At 40.4% G+C, this 22,570-nt stretch carries 18 protein-coding genes; 16 read left to right on the forward strand and 2 right to left on the reverse strand.

The window, feature by feature from the left end; genetic code table 11:
• The first annotated feature begins 10 nt into the window (after window positions 1–10).
• The 11 genes from ACH8E3_RS07645 to ACH8E3_RS07695 all read left to right on the forward strand — a co-directional run bounded on the left by ACH8E3_RS07645 (window position 11) and on the right by ACH8E3_RS07695 (window position 14,392).
• Entirely contained in the window at window positions 11–1,852 is a 1,842-nt protein-coding gene (locus ACH8E3_RS07645; RefSeq protein WP_458632028.1) for a sensor histidine kinase, read from the forward strand.
• A gap of 7 nt (window positions 1,853–1,859) precedes the next feature.
• Window positions 1,860–3,431 (forward strand): response regulator, encoded by a 1,572-nt coding sequence (locus ACH8E3_RS07650; protein WP_458632029.1) that lies wholly within the window; start codon window positions 1,860–1,862, stop codon window positions 3,429–3,431.
• 272 nt (window positions 3,432–3,703) lie between these two features.
• Complete coding sequence (locus tag ACH8E3_RS07655) at window positions 3,704–4,633, forward strand: ABC transporter permease (protein ID WP_458632030.1); 930 nt, start codon at window positions 3,704–3,706, stop codon at window positions 4,631–4,633.
• Between the two features lie 18 nt (window positions 4,634–4,651).
• Complete coding sequence (locus ACH8E3_RS07660; protein WP_458632031.1) at window positions 4,652–5,566, forward strand: carbohydrate ABC transporter permease; 915 nt, start codon at window positions 4,652–4,654, stop codon at window positions 5,564–5,566.
• 71 nt (window positions 5,567–5,637) lie between these two features.
• Window positions 5,638–7,158: an ABC transporter substrate-binding protein gene (locus ACH8E3_RS07665; RefSeq protein ID WP_458632032.1), complete on the forward strand. Its 1,521-nt coding sequence runs from the start codon at window positions 5,638–5,640 to the stop codon at window positions 7,156–7,158.
• Window positions 7,159–7,223: 65 nt separating this feature from the next.
• Window positions 7,224–8,612, forward strand: coding sequence for an alpha-L-fucosidase (locus ACH8E3_RS07670; protein WP_458632033.1), 1,389 nt, complete (start codon window positions 7,224–7,226; stop codon window positions 8,610–8,612).
• A 90-nt stretch (window positions 8,613–8,702) separates the two neighbouring features.
• On the forward strand, window positions 8,703–10,469 hold the full coding sequence (locus ACH8E3_RS07675; protein ID WP_458632034.1) for an L-fucose isomerase: 1,767 nt from the start codon (window positions 8,703–8,705) through the stop codon (window positions 10,467–10,469).
• A 22-nt stretch (window positions 10,470–10,491) separates the two neighbouring features.
• Window positions 10,492–11,922 (forward strand): rhamnulokinase, encoded by a 1,431-nt coding sequence (locus tag ACH8E3_RS07680; RefSeq protein WP_458632035.1) that lies wholly within the window; start codon window positions 10,492–10,494, stop codon window positions 11,920–11,922.
• Between the two features lie 20 nt (window positions 11,923–11,942).
• Window positions 11,943–12,599 carry a class II aldolase/adducin family protein gene (locus ACH8E3_RS07685; RefSeq protein ID WP_458632036.1) on the forward strand — a complete coding sequence of 219 codons (657 nt, stop codon included), beginning with the start codon at window positions 11,943–11,945 and terminating at the stop codon, window positions 12,597–12,599.
• A 188-nt stretch (window positions 12,600–12,787) separates the two neighbouring features.
• Entirely contained in the window at window positions 12,788–13,252 is a 465-nt protein-coding gene (locus ACH8E3_RS07690; protein WP_458632037.1) for a stalk domain-containing protein, read from the forward strand.
• A gap of 111 nt (window positions 13,253–13,363) precedes the next feature.
• Entirely contained in the window at window positions 13,364–14,392 is a 1,029-nt protein-coding gene (locus tag ACH8E3_RS07695; RefSeq protein ID WP_458632038.1) for a LacI family DNA-binding transcriptional regulator, read from the forward strand.
• A 93-nt stretch (window positions 14,393–14,485) separates the two neighbouring features.
• Here ACH8E3_RS07695 and ACH8E3_RS07700 read toward each other — a convergent pair whose 3' ends face one another.
• On the reverse strand, window positions 14,486–15,430 hold the full coding sequence (locus ACH8E3_RS07700) for a sugar kinase (protein ID WP_458632039.1): 945 nt from the start codon (window positions 15,428–15,430) through the stop codon (window positions 14,486–14,488).
• Between the two features lie 413 nt (window positions 15,431–15,843).
• On the opposite strand from ACH8E3_RS07700, the gene ACH8E3_RS07705 reads away from it, so the two are divergent.
• The gene (locus tag ACH8E3_RS07705) at window positions 15,844–16,482 is read left to right on the forward strand and encodes a bifunctional 2-keto-4-hydroxyglutarate aldolase/2-keto-3-deoxy-6-phosphogluconate aldolase (protein ID WP_458632040.1); all 639 of its coding nucleotides are present in this window, start codon (window positions 15,844–15,846) and stop codon (window positions 16,480–16,482) included.
• A 25-nt stretch (window positions 16,483–16,507) separates the two neighbouring features.
• Here the strand turns inward: ACH8E3_RS07705 and ACH8E3_RS07710 are convergent, their stop codons facing one another.
• Complete coding sequence (locus ACH8E3_RS07710; protein ID WP_458632041.1) at window positions 16,508–17,707, reverse strand: NAD(P)/FAD-dependent oxidoreductase; 1,200 nt, start codon at window positions 17,705–17,707, stop codon at window positions 16,508–16,510.
• Between the two features lie 235 nt (window positions 17,708–17,942).
• Between ACH8E3_RS07710 and ACH8E3_RS07715 the strand changes: the two genes are divergently transcribed.
• From ACH8E3_RS07715 to ACH8E3_RS07730, 4 genes are all read left to right on the forward strand, one after another.
• Window positions 17,943–18,866 (forward strand): ABC transporter permease, encoded by a 924-nt coding sequence (locus ACH8E3_RS07715; RefSeq protein WP_458632042.1) that lies wholly within the window; start codon window positions 17,943–17,945, stop codon window positions 18,864–18,866.
• Window positions 18,867–18,896: 30 nt separating this feature from the next.
• Complete coding sequence (locus ACH8E3_RS07720; protein ID WP_458632043.1) at window positions 18,897–19,787, forward strand: carbohydrate ABC transporter permease; 891 nt, start codon at window positions 18,897–18,899, stop codon at window positions 19,785–19,787.
• Window positions 19,788–19,841: 54 nt separating this feature from the next.
• Window positions 19,842–21,425: an extracellular solute-binding protein gene (locus ACH8E3_RS07725; protein ID WP_458632111.1), complete on the forward strand. Its 1,584-nt coding sequence runs from the start codon at window positions 19,842–19,844 to the stop codon at window positions 21,423–21,425.
• Window positions 21,426–21,600: 175 nt separating this feature from the next.
• On the forward strand, window positions 21,601–22,563 hold the full coding sequence (locus ACH8E3_RS07730; RefSeq protein ID WP_458632044.1) for an ABC transporter permease: 963 nt from the start codon (window positions 21,601–21,603) through the stop codon (window positions 22,561–22,563).
• Window positions 22,564–22,570: the final 7 nt, after the last annotated feature.

Genomic DNA, 22,570 nt, shown 5'->3' on the forward strand with positions numbered 1-22,570 from the left:
AATGTAGCAGATGAGACGATTCATCCGAATGATTGGTGAGTTGTACCGGACACATTTTGCCCAAAAGCTGTTCAATAAGATATTACTGACCTATTCAGTCATTATTATGGTTACTCTAGTTGCACTTGCGTTCTTTATTTATCAATACTTCACACAATCTATGATTAATAAGGAAAATTTACGGATGCAGGAGACCTCAGCCAATGTCAGCGCATATATTGATCAGCGGTTAGATGTGTCACGAATGATTCAGCAAAGTCTTTATTCTAATGATGTTTTTATGCAGAATTTTGGGGTATTGCTACAGAAAGGCTATTCGGAATATTTAGCATACCGATTTGATAGATTTATAGATACAAATGACCCTATTGGTTCTTCGTTGAAATCATTATCAACCTTTTTTAACAGTGGATTTGATATCGATTCAATTCTTTTTCTAGGAATGGAAGGAGAAGTCTACAAAGTCAACGACCAGCTTTCGTTGGAGATTGTTCCTATGAACGAGCAACCGAAGCTTATAACGAATGAGAACGAAGGGTATGCGGAGAAAATGCTTATCTTCCCTGTCATAGCAGATGACAGTGTTACGAAGCCATTATACATTTATGCCGTAGAGCTCAAAAATCCAGACACACTAGAGCCGATCGGCCAAATGATGATCCAGTTCAATGCGAATGGTATGATGAAGCCCAGTCAGCATATGCTTTCGGACCTAAAAGGAGAAGTCATGGTCATGACACGTCAAGGAGAGGTAATATTTGATTCATCATTGAGATGGTATGGGAAGCAATATCCGATTGAGCATCTACTTGACAGCGATGTGTTGAAGCCGAGTACGGATTCCAAAGGCAAACTGAACTATATAGTCTCCACGGCGAATAAGGCGGGTGTTATCGTTATGGTAGCCATACCTAGTGAAAATATGGGATCCAGTACGAAGGTGAAGCAGTGGATTGCATTACTTACAGCGATATGTATTTCTGCTGCTCTAGTGTTGACATATTTCATGATTTTGCGATTCTCTAGACGTACCAAGGTGATTGTTCGAGCCATGGAGAAATTGGATATGGGACAATGGACCGCGCGTATCCCTCTTTCTAAAGGGGACGAGCTATATCAGATCTCTTATAACTTTAACAAGATGTGTGAACGAGCGAATGACTATATTGAGAAGGTTTATGTGTCTGAAATCAAGCAAAAGAACGCCGAGATTAAGCAAAAGAATGCTGAAATTGTTGCGATGCAGATGCAAATCAATCCGCATTTTCTGTATAACACACTTGAGGCTATACGAATGAATGCTGTGGCTCATGGAGCGTCGGAGGTAGGCTATATGATTTTTTTGCTCGCTACCATGTTCCGCACAACGATGAAAAGTTCAATGATTGTAGAAGTAGCGGAGGAAATGGAGCGTTGTCGAGTATACCTAGAGTTGTTCCAAATTCGCTATCCGAACCGATTGCAAGTGGAGATCGACATCCCTGATGAAGTCATGTACAGCGAGATTTTGAAGTTGTCGGTTCAGCCGTTGGTTGAAAATTATGTTTTGCACGGCTTCAGGCCGGATCAAAACGATAATCTGCTTCGAATTAACGCACATACGCTGGATGGCGTCATTTTTCTTTGTGTATCTGACAATGGTAAAGGTATGCCGCTGTCGGAATTGATGAAGCTTCGCCATTCCCTTAACGAAAAGATAGATCTTGAAGCCAGTTCCGGTTCTATAGGACTTAGCAACGTCAAAATGAGATTACAGATGATGTACGGAATCGAGTACGGATTGGAAATCGAAAGCATAGACGGAGTAGGGACGGATGTTTTATTGAAGATTCCCGCCGTCGTCAAGGAGTGAGAGGTCCATGTACAAAGTCATGATCGTAGACGATGAACCACTTATTCTGCGAGGAATGCATTCCATTATCGATTGGAATGAGCATAATCTTCACATTACATTTCAAGCATCGAGTGGAGAAGAAGCCATTGAACAATTTCTTGGTCAGCCGGTTGATCTTGTCATAACGGATATTCGCATGCCTGGCATCAGTGGTCTAAAGTTGATCGAGACTATTCGGTCTGTTGATCCAAACGTCAAGTTCATTGTGCTGAGCGGCTATGATGATTTCCAATATGTAAAGGAAGGGATTCGTTATGGTATTGAAAATTACTTGCTGAAGCCTATCGATGTGAACGAATTGTCTGCGACAGTTGCAACTACCGTAAGAAAGCTTGAACTCGAAGGTCATCGTCGAATTAGATTCGTCGAAGAGAAACAGATCTTGCGTACCAACGTACTCAATCGGTGGATGAACCGTTCGATTACGATGATGGAATTGAAGCAACGGGCTGAGATGGCAGAGATACCGCTCAATCATCGTGCTTACACGGTTGTAACAGGTTGTCTTTTTAAGTACGATCAGGCCGGAGAGTGCTTCTCGTCGGAAGTGCGTAATGAGATTGTGTCCGACGTGTGCGAAGTCATCAGTACTCATGTTTATGATCTGCAGTCTACCTATACGGTTCATGATTTCGTGGATATCGAAGCTGATATTGTCATCCTCTTCTCAGATCCCGGCGGGATTCTGGATCGCAAAGTGATTGACAAGGGGTTGGAGGACATCCATCGAAGTATTCAGGAAAGATGGAGAGTTGATATTTTATTCACCATAGGCAAGACTGTAAGCGGTTACTCGGAAGTGCCAGAGAGCTATCATCAGGCTAAAAAGATGCAGAACCAGAGAATGATTAATGAGAACCGTATTATCGTCGATGGTGAAGTCAACCAGCGTATGCCAAACATAGCATTTGTTCAGGAGCATCAGTCGTTGATTCCTTTGCTGGTCAAGCAGGACCGTAAGGGGTTACGGCTATGGTTAGATGATTGCTTTATCAAATTGAAGGAGCATGAACATGCCTCTCTCGCGAATGCACAGGACGTGGCACTAGAGATTATGCTACAGGCAGTCAAGCAAAGCGGTAGGAACAACTTCATGGAAAGTATAGCTCAGTTGCTACGGTTACGGACCTTTGATCAAATCCAAGATTACATTCAGCAGTTTTTGGATGAGATGCTTGATGCGGTTTCTATTAATGAAGAGAATCGGAGTCCAGTTATTCGTAAGGTGATTCAAGATATCCATACTCGCTACGATGAAGAGCTGTCACTTAAGACACTCGGACAGACCTACAACATTCATCCCGTTTATTTAGGGCAACTATTCAAGAAGGAGATTGGCGTCAGTTTTAATCTCTATGTAAATGACTATCGCATTCAAATAGCCAAGGATTTGCTCCTTCATACTGAAATGAAGGGCAACGAAATTGCGAGTAAGATCGGTTGCATGGATCCCAACTACTTTTATAAATTATTCACAAAAATTACGGGTGTATCGCCTTCTGATTTCCGTTCCACATATAAAATGGCGTCTGAATGATAAGAATAGCACGCCATGTTAAATCGCTAGTTGCCTAAGGCAATTAGCGATTTTTTTATATAGCAATGGAATGTTTATTCTTAACCAACTATTACACCACGTTAAATTTATTACCTAAAAGATGATTTGTGAACAGTTATATTAAGTTCTGACGGTTGACCTTGGATTATTCCTCTTTCTGGTAAGGAGTAAAGGATGGATAATATAAATAGATGTAAGCGCTATATAAAGTCATAAAAAATTATCTTAGAAAGGAAATGGAGGAATAACAAATGGGAATTAAATGGAGACGATTTAAGCGAAACAAAACATTCCTTTTAATGGTCCTTCCGGCGACGTTGTGGTTTATTATCATGAAATACCTTCCTTTATTCGGGAATGTAATTGCCTTTCAAAAATTCACTTATAATACAAAGGGGATATTCCACGGAATATGGAGTGCGGAATGGGTCGGGTTGAATAATTTTAAGTTCCTGTTTCAGACGGATGCCGCCTACATTATTACACGAAACACACTGCTCTACAATTTAGCCTTTATCACACTTGGCATTCTAATTCCTGTGACGCTATCCATTCTGGTCAGCGGACTGACGAATAAAAGAACATCGAAATTCTATCAAACGGGCATGATGTTGCCCCACTTCCTATCATGGGTTGTTGTTGGTTACTTCGTATTCGCCTTTCTTAGCATGGACAAAGGTCTCCTTAATAGCATCCTCAACAATATAGGGATCGAGTCCAAGATGTGGTATAACGATGCGGCATATTGGCCGTTCATACTGATTCTTGCGCAAGTATGGAAGACGGTTGGTTACTCAAGTGTTATCTATATTGCTGCGATCGCCGGCATAGACAAGACCTATTACGAAGCGGCTGTAATTGATGGCGCCAGCAAGTGGCAACAGATCCGCAATGTTACGCTACCACATTTGAAGCCATTGATTATCATTCTAACGATATTGGCTGTAGGGCAAATCTTCCATTCCGATTTCGGGTTATTCTACCAAGTAACTAGAGATTCCGGTCTGCTGTTCCCAACTACGAACGTTATTGATACCTATGTTTACCGCAGTATGAAGGAAATGGGCGAGTTTAGTATGAGTACTGCTGCAGGATTATATCAATCAGTAGTTGGATGTATTTTAGTTTTAACGGCGAACTTCACGGTCAGTAAAATCAGCAAAGACGATGCTTTATTCTAGCAGAAGGGAGAAATACACATGAAACGAAAGAGTAGTTCTAATATCGATGGGTTTACACGAGGTTGGAATTTGTTTTGGAATGTGATAGTTGGACTCGTTGCATTAGCATGCATTATGCCATTTGTATTTACGATCATCATCTCGCTAACAGATGAGAAGACATTGACGCTTAATGGATATAGCTTCTGGCCTGAGAAGTGGAGTTTGTCGGCTTATACGTACCTGCTAGAGGACTCGTCTCAAATGCTCAATTCATTTTTCGTGTCTATCTTAATTACAGTACTAGGGGTTATCTTGAGTTTGTTACTGATACTCCCCTATTCATATGCCATTTCCAGACCAGATTTTGATTATAAAAAGACGTTTACGATGCTTGCCTTTTTTACAATGTTGTTTAATGCCGGACTTGTTCCATTTTATATGATGGTTACACAGGTTCTGCATTTGAGAGATACGATTTGGGCGCTGATTCTACCTCTTAGCGTTAATGCCTTTTATATCATCGTCATGAGAACCTTCTACAAGACGACGATCGAAGAGGGCATGATTGAAGCAGCTAAGATTGACGGCGCGGGTGATTTCTCTATCTTTGTTCGAATGGTGATTCCGATCTCATTGCCCGGCATTGCTACAATCGGCTTATTCTCTTCCTTGGCGTATTGGAACGATTGGTTCAATGCGATGTTGTTCATCGATAACCCAGACTTGATGCCACTTCAGTATATGCTATCAAAAATCCAAAACAATTTGCAGTACTTGTTAGAGAATACGGATTCATTATCCACATCCGATGCTACTCTGTTGGCCAACCTTCCACAGGAAACGATTCGCATGGCGATGGTTGTCGTAGCAACTCTACCAATCGTTCTTGCTTACCCATTCTTTCAGAAGTTTTTCATTCAAGGATTGACTGTAGGTTCCATCAAAGGCTAGTGTTTAACGCATCCGATGCCTCAAATCGATCGGAGCATTAAATAGATAAATAAATAATGGGAGGGTTTACAATGTTTCTAAGAAATAAAAGAACAGGGTTGGTGTTAACTGCAGTAATTATGTTGTTATCCATCGTGCTAAGTGCATGCGGCGGGAGCAACAACGGACAGAAGCCTTCAAACACAAGTGATTCCAAAACGCCTGTGGTTACCGAGAATGGATCAGACAACAGCCTGAAGCCGTACGAGCTAGTTCTTTATTTCTTCGGTGATCCACAGAAAGATACACAGCTCATTGAGCAAGAAGTAAATAAGTATATCCAGCCTAAGATTAATGCTACGGTAAAAATAAACTTTGTTCCTTGGGGCGAAACAGATCAGAAAATACCTGTCTACTTAGCTTCTGGCCAAAAGATAGACGTATTGTTCACGCAAGCGAGACATATGATTTCATTAGCTTCGAAGGGGGCATTGACTCCAGTGAATGACCTATTGGAGAAACATGGGCAAGATGCCATGAAATCAATGTACAGCAAGTTCCTAGATCTCTCTAAAGTCAATGGAAAGAACTATTCCGTTCAAAATCCCAAGGAAATTGCTTCCCAGTGGGTATTACGTTTTAATGAACCTTTGTTGAAACAATATGGAATTGACGCAACTAACGTCACATCGGTTGAAAGTGCAGAGCCTATCCTGAAGCAATTGAAAGAAAAGGATCCAACGATCTATCCAATTGAACCAACAAAGCAATCGGCTTGGTACGTACCGTTCGATAATGTTATGAACGACATTCCGTTCGGAATGGTTTACGAACCAGCTTCTACGGATTCGAAAATTGTGAATATGTGGGAGACAGCTGAAGCTAAGAAAGCTTTAGCAACAGTTCGTGAGTACTACAAGGCAGGATATATTCGTCCGGACGTCGCAACCTACAACCGTCCAGAGAACGAAGAGCAGGCGGGCAAGTGGTTGACTGGTATCTCTGGAGGAATTCCAACGGCAGAAGTGATCTGGACGAATCGCGCAGGCTTCGATGTTAGCTACAAACCAGTTGAGAAACCAATCGTTACAACGAACTCTGTTATGGGCGCGATGTTGACGATTCCTACAACCTCAGCCGATCCAGAAAGAGCAATGATGTTTATCAACATGCTACATGCCGATGTCTATCTGCATAATCTGTTTGTATATGGTATTGAAGGGATGCATTACGAGAAAGTATCCGATAACGTAGTCAAAGATCTGCCAGCACGTAAAGAACGTTGGAACACAGGATGGTTCCAATTCGGTAACGGATTCCTGAATTACCTAACGGAAGCTGATCCAGCTGACAAGTGGGAGCAGTTCAAGAAATTTAATGATGAAGCACAAGTATCACCACTGGTAGGTTTCATATTCGATTCAGCTCCGGTCCAGAATGAAATTGCTGCGATTCAAAACGTAACGGCTGAAACGATGTTACCTTTAATTACAGGTTCCATTGATCCAGAGGAGTTCTTGCCGAAAGTCAATGAAAAGCTAAAAGCTGCAGGTTCCGAGAAAGTAATTGCGGAAATGCAAAAGCAATATGATGCTTGGAAAGTAACGCAATAATAACATAAATTTAATGCGACACCTCCTCTATGAGGGGGTGTCGTTATACAAGAGGAGAGTCAATCATGACGGGAACCAAGAAAGACGCACTGAACAACGGCGTTCACGATTATACGGAAGCGGATAAGTACATACCTACAGATAACCCAGATGTAATGCGAAATCTAGAGAAGTTCCAAGATCATAAGCTGGGCATTATGATGCACTGGTCACCAGCATGTCAGTTGGGCATCTTCGAATCCTGGTGTATGTCCGATGACAGCGCAGCTTGGTCGAAGATGGACGTTGACTGGACCGATGATATGAACGAGTTCCGGGAGCAGTATCGTAACCTGAGAACTACGTTCAATCCCATCCGATTTCAGCCGGAAGCTTGGGCCGAATTAGCAAAAGATAGTGGATTTCAGTATTTACTTTTCACAACCAAACATCATGATGGGTTCTGCATGTGGGATACCAAGACGACCGATTACAAAATAACAAGTGAGAACACGCCTTTCAACTCACATCGCTATGCTGACATCTGTAAGAACCTATTCGATGCATTCCGGGAACGGGGCATGGATATTCATGCGTACTTCTCTAAGCCTGATTGGAATACGCCATATTATTGGTCGCCTGATTTCGACACTCCTGATGGTAAGACTGATCGAAATGTGAATTACGACGTGACAGAACATCCTGAAATATGGGAGAAATTCGTTCAGATGTCTCACCAGCAAATAACAGAAATTATGACGAATTACGGCCGAATAGAAGCATTATGGCTGGATGGTGGTTGGGTTTGTCCGGACAATAAGGGTCAGGATATTCGAATTGGGGAAATCGTAGAACGTATTCGTTCAACGACACAGCCACATCTGATGGCGATTGATCGGACCGTTGGAGGTCCTTACGAGAACTTTATTACGCCGGAACAGACGGTTCCAGAAGAACCTATTCTAGTTCCTTGGGAAAGCTGTGTCACTATCGGCAAGCGATTCTCGTTCAACTATGACGATGATTTCAAGTCACCTAGGCAACTCGTTAATCTTCTTATTAATATTGTTGCTAAAGGCGGTAACTTGGCTTTAAATATTGCTCCTCAACCTGATGGTAGGCTTCCTGTAAAAGCTATGAATACGTTGCGGCAGCTAGGTTCATTCCTGAAGCGCAATGGAGAGGCGATCTATGGTACACGTGAGTGTGCGCCTTATTTGTCTGATGGAATGGCCTTTACAAGAAAAGGTAACACCATTTATATGTTCTATCTGTATCCTGAAGATTCCTCTGAAGTTTGCAATAAATTCGTATTACCTGATCTCGGGGATATAAGTAGTGTCACATTGCTAAGTGACGATGGCGAGGTTGATATAGAAGTTGCTAAGGAAGGGCGGGTTGGAATCAAAATATTATATCGTACAACGGCAGAAACTCCTTATGCCGATGTATTCCGCATTACCTGCAAATTATGATCAATGGCTTATGAGAATGGACACGAATATTTTTTTTTTTATGATTATCATAATTACTGAGGAAGATAATATTTGACAGGAGGAAAATAAATGGTATTTCATTATCCCAAAATCGGTATTAGGCCTACGATTGATGGCAGAAGACGTGGCGTACGCGAGTCTCTAGAAGCACAAACGATGGAGATGGCGGAACGAGTTGCCCAATTCTTGACAGAACAAATGCGCTATCCCGATGGTACACCTGTTCAATGCGTGATTGCCGATTCTACCATTGGGGGAGTAAGTGAAGCGCAAAATACCCGACTGAAATTTATACGAGAAAATGTAGGCGTCTCCATCACGGTAACCCCTTGCTGGTGTTATGGAGCTGAGACGATGGATATGGATGCCACAATTCCGCATGCCGTTTGGGGATTTAACGGAACGGAACGGCCTGGAGCCGTATATCTTGCCGCTGTTCTTTCTGCCTATGCGCAAAAGGGCATCCCTGCCTTTGGCATTTATGGGGAAGATGTGCAGGAAGCAGATAACCGGGATATTCCGGCAGATGTTCAGGCCAAATTGCTGCAGTTCGCTAGATCAGCCATTTCCGTAGCCTTGATGAAGGGTACTTCCTATTTGTCTATGGGCTCTGTATCCATGGGTATAGCAGGTTCCATTGTGGATGAATCCTTATTTCAGAATTATCTCGGTATGCGCAATGAGTATGTAGATATGTCTGAGTTTGTCCGGCGTCTCCAAGAGGAAATTTACGATAAGAAAGAATTCACACGGGCACTAGAATGGGTACATCAACACTGCGTTAAGGGTACTGATAATAATCCAATGCATCTACAAATCAGTGATGAAGAAAAGAATAAACAATGGGAAATTTGTGTCAAGATGACACTGATAGCCCGTGATCTCATGGTTGGCAATCCTCGATTGGCAGACCTTGGATTTGAGGAAGAAGCACAGGGACATTATGCACTGGCAGCAGGTTTTCAAGGTCAGCGGCACTGGACGGATCACTTTCCAAACGGAGACTTTATGGAAACTATTCTCAACTCCTCCTTTGACTGGAATGGTAGACGCGCTCCCTACATTGTAGCCACGGAAAATGACAGTTTAAACGGTGTGACCATGCTTTTTAACTATTTGCTTACCAACACCGCTCAGATATTTGCCGATGTTCGTACCTACTGGAGTCCTGACTCCGTCGAACGAGTTACGGGTCATGTCATGCAAGGTCACGCTGCACATGGCTTACTCCATCTCATTAATTCTGGATCTGCGGCCTTGGATGGTACAGGTGAAGCAATGGTGGACGGAAAGCCGGGTCTCAAACCTTACTGGGAAATCACCGATCAGGAAATCAACGATTGTCTAAAGAAGACTCAATTCCGGCCAGCCTCACAGGAATATTTTCGCGGGGGCGGTTTCTCCACAGATTATCTGACCCAAGGAGGCATGCCGGTAACTATGGTTCGATTGAATTTGGTTAAAGGCCAAGGCCCAGTTCTCCAGCTTGTCGAGGGTTATACGGTTGATTTACCAGATGAAGTTCATCGTACACTGGATGAGCGGACAGATCCGACATGGCCGACAACTTGGTTTGCACCCAAACTCACAGGTCATGGCTCTTTCAAATCCGTATACGATGTGATGAATAATTGGGGAGCCAATCATGGTGCAATTAGTTATGGTCACATCGGTGGCGATTTAATTACGTTGGCATCCATGCTGCGTATTCCAGTTAGTATGCATAATGTGGAAGAATCCCGTATCTTCCGACCACGGGTGTGGTCTCTCTTCGGGACAGAGAACCTTGAAGCAGCTGATTACAGAGCCTGTAACAATTTCGGACCTCTTTATTAAAATCGTAACTGGCAGGTGATCAATGATGAATAATATTTCCAAAGTGCTTGCCATTGATTTAGGCGCAAGTTCTGGTAGGGTCATTCTAGGAACTTATGATGGTAACAAGATAATTACGGAGGAAATACACCGTTTCGCCAATACCCCTATCCAAGTTGGTGGACGTTTGCATTGGAATGTACTACAGCTTTTTCATGAAGTGAAGCAGGGTATCAAGTTGGCCATCCAAAAGCATGGGCAGCCTCTGAGTATAAGTGTCGACACGTGGGGGGTCGATTACGGATTTATTGACATGGAAGGTAGTCTGCTTCACTTCCCATATCACTACAGAGATCAAAGAACGAGAGAACATTCTTCTCGGTTGAATGAATTACTGCCTGAAAGACAACAATTTGATCTCACAGGCAATCTATCCAATCCTATAAATACCGTATATCAACTTTTTGCGGACTACCAGAATAGCGCTACGGTGCGTCAGCATTCCAAGAACTTGTTAATGATGCCAGATCTCTTTCTCTATTTATTCAGCGGGATTGCAACAGCAGAAATAACGATCTGGAGCACGAGTGGTCTAATGGATCCTATTCGGAACGAACCTAGTGCTGATGTGTTTAACAGGTTGGGACTTCCCTTGATATTAATTCCAGATATAGTTTCGGCAGGAACTGTAATAGGTCCACTACTTCCTAGCGTTCGTGAAGAGCTAGGAGCAGGCTCAATAAAAGTAATTGCCTGCGCATCTCATGACACAGCTTCAGCGATAGCCTCCATCTCCTATGAAAATAAAGAAAGCTCCGCTTTTATCAGTTGCGGTACCTGGTCGGTGGTCGGCAAGGAAACAGAAGCACCTGTATTAACAGAGCATAGCTTCCGCAATGGTTTTACCAATGAGTCCTGTTTCGCGAATGGCAATCGGCTTCAGAAAAATATAACAGGTCTATGGATTCTACAGGAATGCCAAAGAACATGGGACGAGAACAATCTTGTCCTGAATTATGAAGAAATGGTCCTGCTGGCGGAAAAGGCGGGACCTGCTAGATCATTCATTAATCCGAATGACCCGCTGTTTGTCACACCCGGTGATATGTCACAGCGAATTGCGCAATACTGCCATGATACCGCCCAGCCGATTCCGCAAACGCCCGGAGAAATAATTCGGACGATTCTGGAAAGTCTAGCCAACGCCTACACATTAGCTATTCAGGAACTTGAGATGCTTACAGGTACAGATGTTGAAACAATCCACATGGTTGGCGGGGGTATACAAAACCAGCTCTTATGCCAGCTAACTGCGAATGCTACCGGTAAACGGATTGTTGCAGGTCCTGTTGAGGCTAGCGCTATGGGAAATATAATAGTGCAGTTTATTACCCTAGAGCAAATAAACTTCAGTCATGCCAAAGAAGTGCTAGCCAGGTCTTGTGATCTTAAAGTGTATCAACCTGACTTATAAAATGATGAGGAGACAAACAGATGATTAATGACAATACGGAACAAAAATTACGGCTTCAAATATGTGATATCGGTAGAAATCTATTTAACAAGGAATATATCGCCGCAAACGACGGCAATATTTCAGCTCGATTATCTGAGAACGAAATTCTAACAACCCCTACGGGTGTGAGCAAAGGTTACCTGGAGCCTCATATGTTAGTAAAGGTGAATCTGCAAGGGGATATTTTGCAATCTGCAGAGGACTATCGTCCCTCAACGGAAATTAAGATGCATCTCAAAATCTATCGAGATTGTCCAGATATGAACGGAGTGGTTCACGCACATCCGCCTCATGCGACTGCATTTGCAATTAAAGGGGAAGCGCTGGATAAAATGATGATGCCCGAATCCGTAATTGCTATGGGTGATATACCCCTTGCGCCGTACGGAACCCCTTCAACGGAGGAAATTCCTGATTCTATCGCCCCGTTCTTTGGAAAAAAGACAGCAGTGCTACTAGAAAGTCACGGCGCACTAACTTGGGGTAAAGATGTGATGACCGCTTATATGAATATGGAGCGACTGGAATACACAGCCAAGCTTACCTTTCTGACTCGATTAATTAATGGAGAGAGAGAGTTACCACAACATCGCATAGAAGAACTGTTTGCCTTAAAATCCTATTACGGAATGTAAGGTTTATACTGAATTTATAAAAGCGCTGGATGGATTAGTCCCTCCAGCGCTTTTGTGTATACTAAATTTGTTTAGCACAGATTGAATCCATATGGAGGAAGTGTAATAGATATAGGCAGTCTGCAACTTTTCAGTTGACCATAACGTTGTATAGTTATGTATAACGCAGTAAATATATGGAAAGTCATGTGAATACAATTATGAATGGCAAAAGAGAAAGGTTCTTTACGCACGATTGCCTTATCTCTCACTTTCATCATGGCGTTTACAGTTGTACGAGTAACAAGAACGGTTCAATCGATTTAAATGACCTGCGTATTTACGGTCCCGAAGCGATCCTACAGGAAGGTACGACTTATCTTCCGCTTCGCTTCTTGTTAGAGCACCTTGGATATGAGGTGACGTACCACAACAGTTCGAAGGCTATCGGATTGAAAGCTATATTGGAGAATAATCTCACTATCACTTCAAAAGAGATCGGTGCAGACGGAGATGGTAAATCGTTGTTAGTGTACTATCCCATCCTATCGGGGTTCAATAATACCAAGGTGGAACAGAAGATCAATACGTTCTTGAAACAAGAAGCGGATCGGTTCGTAGCGGAGGGTATGCCGGAATTCCTAATTCCGTATTCTGTCTTTACGGGACGTTAATGCTTGAGACAAATCTATCGATGTTCTTTTTTTTGTAAATTTACTAAAAAAAAGATATACTTTATGATGTTGTTGCGGTTTTCCTTTTAGGATGAAGAAGGAGCATAAGATATGAAGAAGTTAACCATTGAAGATGTGGCACAGAAAGCAGGAGTATCTAAGAGCACGGTGTCACAATTTCTAAATAAAAGATACAAATATATGAGTGAAGCTACGAAAAAGAGAATTGAAGACGTCGTAGAAGAACTCAATTATCAGCCTAACGGTCTTGCAAGAAGTCTAAAGAATAATCGGACGCATATGATCGGTGTCATTGTGGCGAATATTGACTATACGATATCGATTCAATGTATTAGAGCGATTGAGAGCGAACTACAAACCCATGGCATACAGGTCATTATTTGCAACGCAGATGAGAATCCTGAGAAAGAAAGTAAGTATATTGAGATGCTAGTAGCACGACAGGTAGATGGCTTAATCATTTTCCCAACGGGCAACAACGCTGAGGCGTATACTCGACTTATTTCAGAGAATTTTCCAATGGTCTTTCTGGATCGGCTTGTTGAGCAAGTCACGACACATAGTTTACTTCTAGATAATGAAATGGCTGTCAAAATCGGCATTCAAGAGTTAGTACACCATCACCATCAGAAGATAGCGATTATCACATTACCTCTTGAGGCACATCGTATAACTCCAAGGTTGGAAAGATTGAGTGGGTACAAGAAAGCGATGGAAGAATGTGACCTCAAGATCAGAGATGAGTATATCAAAAGTGTTCCTAAGGAAGATATACATAGAACGATGGAAAAGTTACTCCGTATGCAGGACCCACCTACGGCGATACTTGCTGGTAATGATATCGTACTCGCAGAGATGTTGAAGTATGCTACTTCACATCATATTCGAATTCCTGAAGATATATCTGTGATGGGGATAGATGATGCTGATTTTGCCCATATATATAACCCTAATATTACAACCATCGGTCAACCCACATATGACATGGGCAAGCAATCCGCAAGAATATTACTACAATGCATTGAAGATAGGGGGACGGGGGTTCCTATTATTTATCGATTTGTTCCCCAATTGAATAAAGGGCAGTCTGTTAAGACAATAGGAAGAGATTCGAACTAAATACGCGACGTGCAGTGAATATTTTTATGATAAAAGAGTGTTTGGGCGGAAGTTGTTTCTGCTCAAACACTCTTTTATTTGTTTTACTTATGTCTAGAGCTTCATAAATGCATCCAATCGCTCACGCGTAGGAAATCCATCACTGTCACCAGGTGACATGATAGCAAGAGCGCCGATTGCATTCCCACGTCGTGTAGCTTCCTCAACGGATAGACCATCAAGAAGCGCACTGACTACACCTACGGCAAATCCATCACCAGCTCCAACGGTATCGACCACTTTGGCTACATGGAAGCCGTGAACGTATCCTTCTTGATCAGCTGTTTTATAATAAGCTCCATCTGCACCTAATTTAATAACAACAAGAGAAATACCACGCTCTAAATAATATGAAGCAATATCCTCGGGGTTCTCAAACCCAGTCAATATTTTCCCCTCACTTATTCCTGGAAAGAACCAATCGCATTGGATGGCTAAATCGTTAATGGTACTCACCATCGTTTCCGTATCTGCCCATAATTTAGGACGTAGATTAGGATCGAAGGATATTTTCTTTCCTAATTTCTTCATAAATTTCATAGCATGGATAGAAAAATTGTGGCATTCGTTAGATAGTGCTGTGGGTATACTCGTCATGTGCATATGTCTGGCTGAAGAGAAATAATCTTCATTGAAATCAGGTACGTCTAATTTAGATGCAGCAGAATTCTTACGAAAATATTCTACAACAGGATCACCTGTTAGAACTTTAGATTTCACTAACATCCCTGTGGAATAGTCTTCTGTAAATGTTACACTTTGGGTATCAATCTTCTCATTGTTTAGAGAGTCTATGATAAATCTACCAAAGTTATCGTTGCCTAGTTTGGTCACAAGACCAACATTCAATCCTAAACGGGATAATCCTATCGCCACGTTCGATTCGGCACCTGCAAGTGCTTTGGAAAAAGAGTTGCATTCATGTAGTGGTCCAGGTTCATTGGCATAAAACATCGCCATAGGTTCTCCAAAAGTAACTACATCCAAATGAGTATTCACTATATATGCCTCCTTATCGTATTAGATCAACCAAGTATTTGTTTTTTATTCAACGAAGTAAGTAAATTTTTGTGACAATATTTATCTAATCGTGTTTTAAAATTCATAATTAGAAATTATCACATAAACCGGTTTTTAACAATAACATTTCCCTTATTGATAAGTTGAGATAATTAAATTAATCCATAAATATTCAAAAACTGTTGATATGTAAGGCTTTGTTGATATTATAATAATTCAATAAAAAACATTTCTCAAAAAATGATATTGACTAATATGATAATTATAACTATTATTTCAAGTATAACAAAAAATAATTTATTAAATTTAGTAAACTATATGTTACATATTAGAAAATTGTTGCTATGTTTGAGGTTAGCTAATCTTTTTAACATTGGAGGGAATGACACGAAATGAAGAAAATTAGAGTATTACAAAATATTTCATCGGTAGGGGTTGTTGCTGTTATTCGAGCAGATACGGCCGAAGTAGCTGTTCGAATGTCTGAGGCCTGTATCGAAGGGGGGCTTAATAATATTGAGGTGACCTTCACAACACCTGATGCAGATCAGGCTATTAAAAGTCTCGCTAAGAAATACGGAGATCGGGCTGTTATTGGAGCGGGTACGGTACTGGATCCCTTAACAGCCAGAATTGCTATTTTGGCAGGCGCTGAATTTGTGGTCAGTCCCTCTTTTGAAGAAGAGACAGCAAAGATGTGTAATCTGTATGGTATTCCTTACATGCCAGGTTGCTTGACCTTGAATGAAATGAAAGAAGCATTAAAGCTGGGAGTTGATGTTCTGAAATTATTCCCAGGTAGCGCCTTCGGACCTGATTATATTAAGGCAGTTAAAGGACCTATGCCTCATGTGAACATCATGCCAACAGGTGGCGTAGATCTGAATAATATGGAACAGTGGATTCGTAATGGCTGTATCGCTGTTGGTATTGGTGGGAACTTAACAGCTCCTGCAAAAGATGACCGTTATGACCTGATTACTGAACTAGCTGCACAGTATGTAGCCAAATTTCAAGAGATTATCAAGTAAATTGTGCTTGCTTACACGTAATACCTCATTTTACTTTTCTATCTACTCTAAGAAGTTCTACATAAGGATTTTCTTTGTTTTCAATTAAATCTTTAATGATCTTGGCACCACTCATCGAGTAACAAGTGCCATTCCCTTCATACCCCAACAGATAATACTTATTATCCTGTAAAGGATCTCTTCCTATAAAAGGCATGCCATCTTTAGAACTCCCAAACAGTGCATTCCAACTACAATCAATTTCTATGTCGATATCCCCCATGATAGATTGAACCTTTTTTAATAATTCTGTATTTTTTTTATTGATCTTATTAAGGTCTTTCTCGACCGTGTTCATATCTTCATCAAGTCCGCCAGCTATGATTCTATGATCTCTGGTTGTTCTACAATAGAGATAGGGATTTTTAGTTTCCCAGACCATAACATTATCTATCCAAGGTGTAGTAGTAAGTGGCTTTGAGCTAAAAGCATAAGTCCTACCAATGGTAGCTTTACCTTTGATTACATCATATAGCTTCGCATATCCTGTAGCTAATATGATATGTTCAAATTCAACTTTGAAACCATCCTTTGTTAAGACGAAATCCTCATGAATATGATCTAAGTCAATAGATGTATTTTCAAAATATCTAACGCCCGATTTCTTGTTCTCATGAGTCAATGCGTTAATGAATTTATAGGGATTGACTTCGGCATCATGCCAAGTTCTTAGTGCACACGGTTTATCTATACCATAAGTGGACTTTAATTCTTGATTATCTAAATATTTAACCGGAAAGTCATACTTACTTAAATACTCATATTCCGTTATTAAACTCTGTTTATCATCTCGATTTGATGCATAGAAGATGCTATCTCTTAATATATAATCTGTGTTTAACTCTAAATTGTTATTTAACGCGGTAAGACTATCCATGCCATCAAGACACATGGTGTAAAAGAGTACAGCTTGTTCTTCGCCTATATCCTTAGCAAGTTCTGAGAGCATCATATCACTTGAATATTGAAGCAGTCCTGTATTAGCGGAGCTACTGCCACCACCTATTGTCTTTCTGTCTATTACCGTAACTTCATAACCAGCATTTGAAAGGACATATGATGCTAGACTTCCAGACATTCCCCCACCAATGACAAGGACTTGAGTCTTTAGATTAGTTTCTACTTTCGGAAAATGATTTTCTTTGATTACGGTTGTGTCCCAATAGAGATCGCCATTATGTAACATATATTTGCCTCCTAAAGATGATGTTATATGTATACCCAAAAACTCAATTTTTAAAAAGGATTATTTTATTAATTGGATTTACATCATATAAGTACTCATCTATTCGATGGGTACCTTTTTGTGTTTTTAATTAAATTCATTATGTATTGTTTGTAGGGCTTTGTAGTATTTTGTATCAGGTTGTTTGAAATATCGATTAGATTCAGAATATAGAAATAAGAGGAGGGGATATCCTATGATTCCCAAAAGAGGATTCTTACACGAATTAAAGAAAAATAAGGTTTTATTCCTTATGCTCACACCTACGTTATTGTTTTTCTTAATTAATTCATATGCACCCATGATCGGAATTTACTATGCGTTTACGAGATTTGATTTCGCTGGGGGATTATTTGGAAGTCCTTTTGTTGGATTGGAAAACTTTAAATTCCTAGTTAAATCAGGAATGTTGTGGTTATTAGCAAGAAACACAATTGGATATAATTTTGCTTTTATAATTATGGTGAATGCACTAGCGATTTTTTGCTCAATCATGCTTAGTGAGTTAAAAGGAAAATGGTTCAAGAAGATAACACAATCTATCATGTTCTTACCCTACTTCATTTCATTTGTTTTATTAAATGCGATTGTCTATAACATGTTTAATTATGAATCTGGTTTTGTGAATTCTACCTTGAAAATGTTAGATCTAGCACCAAGAGATATTTACAATACACCTGGTGATTGGGTGATTCTATTAGTTGTTTTCTATGTATGGAAGAATCTGGGGTACACAATGATTATATATCTAGCAACGATCACAGGGATTAGTGAAGAGTATTATGAAGCTGCGAAGATAGATGGTGCGTCTATATTCCAACGTATCTGGAATATTACGATTCCGATGCTAAAGCCAACCTTTATGATTTTATTTCTATTCTCCTTAGGCTCCATTATGAAAGGACAATTCGAACTATTTTATCAACTTATTGGTAATAATGGCTTGTTATTTAATGCAACTGACATTATTGATACCTATGTATATCGTTCGCTTAGAGTTACCTTTGATATTGGTATGGCAACCGCGGCCGGGTTATTTCAATCTACATTTGGATTTATCTTAATCATTACCGTTAACTACTTCATCAAAAAGGCCAATGAAGATTATGCATTATTTTAAAGAGAATACGCTTACGAAGGAGGTAACCAATTGAAATCAGTAAAAACAGAAACTTACTTATTTAATATCATTGGATACGCAATAATACTATTTCTGTCTATGATCTGCATATTCCCATTTCTATTACTATTGTCTGGCTCATTAACAGAAAATGAATCCATTATCGTGAATGGATATCACTTAATTCCGAAGGTGTTTTCTTTAAGAGCATATCAGGTTGCGCTTGCATTCCCGCAGACCATTCTCAAGGCTTACATGGTTACTATCTCTGTTACGTTAATAGGAACGTTAATAGGACTTTTCTTAATGACGATGGCAGGATATGTGCTACAGAGAAAAGATTTTAAATATCGCAATAAATTAAGTTTTTTCATCTATTTCACAACTCTCTTCGGGGGTGGCTTAGTCCCTTGGTATATTCTAATGACTAATTATCTGAAATTAACCGATTCATATATGGCATTAATTTTCCCAGGACTTGTGTCCCCATTCCTAATTATTCTCATGAGAAGCTTCATTAAATCAGCAGTTCCTGATGAGTTATCTGAATCAGCCAAGATCGATGGTGCAAATGATTTTAGAATATACTATCGAATCGTCCTACCCTTAGCCATGCCCGGCATAGCAACGGTTGGTTTGTTCTTAGCTTTGCAGTATTGGAATGGCTGGTTTATGTCTTCGTTATTTATTAATACGCCAGGCAAATATGAGTTGCAATATTATCTGTACAATATTCTGAATGCTGCGCAATTCGTTTCGCAACTAGGCGTAAGTACAGGCGTTTCACTTGGCTTTGATATGCCAACGGAGTCAATGAAATTGGCGATGGCAATGATTGCAACTGGGCCTATACTCTTCTTGTATCCATTCATTCAAAGGTTCTTTGTTAAAGGTTTAACGATTGGTGCTGTCAAGGGTTAGAACTGTAGTGGGATATACCCACCAGCCTACATATAATTGATAATAAAAGGGAGGATTCACATGAAAAAGAACAATAGAAAATTTCTTAAACTAACAATGGTGTTCATTTTGGTCATGACTTTATTAGCCGGGTGTAACAGCCCCAATAACAGTACGCCAACGGCAGCTCCAACAAAAGATACAGTGACAAATAAGGAACCTGATGCAACAGATGCATCAAAACCAAGTCTAGATATTTCTAAAAAAGTGGAATTACAATTCTACATGTTAGGTGATGCACCAAAGGATCTAGCCATCATTGAATCTAAAATCAATGAAATGTCCTTGAAAGATTTGAATGCGACCGTTAAATTCAACTTTACAACTTGGACGGATTGGGATCAAAAGTATCGTTTGCTCCTAACGACTGGTCAGAATGTTGATTTAATATTTACAGCTGAATGGACACAATTTCAATCTTTTGCTAAGAAGGGTGCTTTCTTACCATTAGACGATTTACTCCCAACGGTAGCTCCGAAATTAAACAGCTATGTACCAAAGGAAATGTGGGAAGGCGTTAAGATCGACGGGAAAATCTTCACAGTTCCTGCTACCTATAAAGAATATGTAACACAAGGATTTGTATATCGAGAAGATTTGAGAAAGAAGCACAATTTACCTAAACCGACTACATTAGAATCTTTTGAAGCCTATTTAGACGGGATAAAGAAGAATGAACCTGGAATTACTCCCCTTGGGGATACAGCCGTTAATGGGATCTCAGATCGCATTACGGACATAACGTTTGATACTGTAGGCTTAGGCGTGCCTTATGGGATGGGCATTAAGTATAGGAAGCCAACGGAGGTTACTTCCTATTGGGGGTCAGAAGCACAATTAGCTGACTTGAAATTATATAAAAGATGGGCAGATAAAGGATTTTGGCCAAAAAATATATTGAACTCTAAAGATGTGGATTTACTTGTTAATGGTAAGGCTGCTGCATTAACGGGTGATAATCCAACTCGATTTAATGATCAAAAGATGCGAATGGCTGCAACACACCCAGATTGGGAACTCGCATACTCGCCTGCCCCTTTCATTAAAGGACATGCGGAACCGAATCATCCTATGCATAACGGCTTTGCCATTCCAAAAGACAGTAAGAACCCAGAAAGAGCGCTTGCTTTCTACGAGAAAATGATAACAGACAAAGCTTATAATCAATTAACGCAATATGGCATTGAAGGTACACATTATACGATTGATAATGGTTATTACAAGATGATTGGCGACAACAATACGAATGGTTTCCCTAGAGAAGGTATGAATGGCTGGGCTTGGAGAGTTCCAGAATTCATGTTGTTTGATCCCGGGTATGATGGTGTGAAGGAAATTTTTGAAGAACTTGATAAAATTCAGACACCGGATATATTTATTGGTTTCGCAGAGGATTATTCTTCATATCAATCTGAAAAGGCTGCGTTAGAACAAGTGGAGAAACAATATCTATATCCTCTTCTCGCAGGTCTTGTTCCAGATGTTGAAGCTGGAGTGAAAACATTTATGGACAAAGCAAATGCAGCGGGCTTGGAAAAAATACAAACAGAATACAAAAAGCAATGGCTACAATATATGAGTGAATCTGGAATTAAATAAGTGCGTATCATGTAATTTATATAAATTATCATTAGAACACGAACAAGTACTCATCTATTAGATGAGTACTTGTTGCAATATTCACTTACACATGTATGATTTGTCGTGGGTTCTCCTATCGTACACCCGGTTGTATCTCTACTCTTTTGCATGCAAAATAAAGGAAAAGAAGGAGGTGAGAGCAATAGAGAGAGTAATTAAGACTTCAACTCCAATTCAAAAGACCTCAAAAGGATGGTTATCCATTGCTAAGTCTCAACATCAGTTAATCATCATGTCAATCCCTGCGATGTTAATTCTGATATTGTTCAGTTACGTTCCATTGTGGGGTTGGATCATGGCATTTCAGAAATATTCTCCTGCCAAAGGTGTACTTGGAAGCGAATTCACTGGGTTGGATACGTTTAGAATATTGTTCAAAGACCCCATATTCTATGAGGTTCTGAGGAACACAATAGTGATGAGTATCATGAGTCTTGGCGCCGGCTTCATTGGAGCGATTGTACTTGCATTGTTGTTGAATGAAGTTAAATTCTCATTGTTCAAACGCACGATTCAAACGATCACTTATATTCCGCATTTCGTATCTTGGATCGTCATAGCTAATATTATCTTGGTGGGACTTTCTCCGGATGGAGGTTTTATAAACGAACTTCTTATGACAGCAGGAATCATTAATGAGCCGATATACTTCATGGCCGAGGGCAAATGGTTCTGGTGGATCCATACATTTGCTGGCCTATGGAAGGAGTTGGGCTGGAGTACAATCATCTATCTGGCTGTACTAGGAGGGGTTAATACCGAACTATATGAAGCCGCTTCAGTTGATGGTGCAGGAAGGTTCAGCAAGATGTGGCATATCTCTATTCCCGGCTTAATACCGACCGCAATGATGCTGTTGATATTAAATACAGGTTGGATATTATCCAGCGGATTTGAATCTCAGTTTTTGTTAGGAAGTAACCTTGTTATTGAATATTCTCAGGTACTCGACCTATATGCGATGAATTATGCCTTTAGTATTGGCGACTACTCTCTAGGGGTGGCGATCAGTATTTTCAAATCGATTGTCAGTATTATTCTTGTATTGTCTGTCAATTTTCTGGCAAGGAAATTAGATCAAGGTAAAATATTCTAGAAGGGAG

The organism is Paenibacillus sp. CMAA1364 (genome assembly GCF_054373195.1).

What these genes read in the sequence shown, in the direction of transcription:
- ACH8E3_RS07685 (WP_458632036.1), top strand. Translation starts at nt 11,943, where the DNA reads ATGATTAATGACAATACGGAACAAAAATTACGGCTTCAAATATGTGAT.
- ACH8E3_RS07715 (WP_458632042.1), top strand. Translation starts at nt 17,943, where the DNA reads ATGATTCCCAAAAGAGGATTCTTACACGAATTAAAGAAAAATAAGGTT.
- ACH8E3_RS07680 (WP_458632035.1), top strand. Translation starts at nt 10,492, where the DNA reads ATGATGAATAATATTTCCAAAGTGCTTGCCATTGATTTAGGCGCAAGT.
- ACH8E3_RS07710 (WP_458632041.1), bottom strand. Translation starts at nt 17,707, where the DNA reads ATGTTACATAATGGCGATCTCTATTGGGACACAACCGTAATCAAAGAA.
- ACH8E3_RS07665 (WP_458632032.1), top strand. Translation starts at nt 5,638, where the DNA reads ATGTTTCTAAGAAATAAAAGAACAGGGTTGGTGTTAACTGCAGTAATT.
- ACH8E3_RS07650 (WP_458632029.1), top strand. Translation starts at nt 1,860, where the DNA reads ATGTACAAAGTCATGATCGTAGACGATGAACCACTTATTCTGCGAGGA.
- ACH8E3_RS07695 (WP_458632038.1), top strand. Translation starts at nt 13,364, where the DNA reads ATGAAGAAGTTAACCATTGAAGATGTGGCACAGAAAGCAGGAGTATCT.
- ACH8E3_RS07705 (WP_458632040.1), top strand. Translation starts at nt 15,844, where the DNA reads ATGAAGAAAATTAGAGTATTACAAAATATTTCATCGGTAGGGGTTGTT.
- ACH8E3_RS07660 (WP_458632031.1), top strand. Translation starts at nt 4,652, where the DNA reads ATGAAACGAAAGAGTAGTTCTAATATCGATGGGTTTACACGAGGTTGG.
- ACH8E3_RS07655 (WP_458632030.1), top strand. Translation starts at nt 3,704, where the DNA reads ATGGGAATTAAATGGAGACGATTTAAGCGAAACAAAACATTCCTTTTA.
- ACH8E3_RS07645 (WP_458632028.1), top strand. Translation starts at nt 11, where the DNA reads ATGAGACGATTCATCCGAATGATTGGTGAGTTGTACCGGACACATTTT.
- ACH8E3_RS07670 (WP_458632033.1), top strand. Translation starts at nt 7,224, where the DNA reads ATGACGGGAACCAAGAAAGACGCACTGAACAACGGCGTTCACGATTAT.
- ACH8E3_RS07675 (WP_458632034.1), top strand. Translation starts at nt 8,703, where the DNA reads ATGGTATTTCATTATCCCAAAATCGGTATTAGGCCTACGATTGATGGC.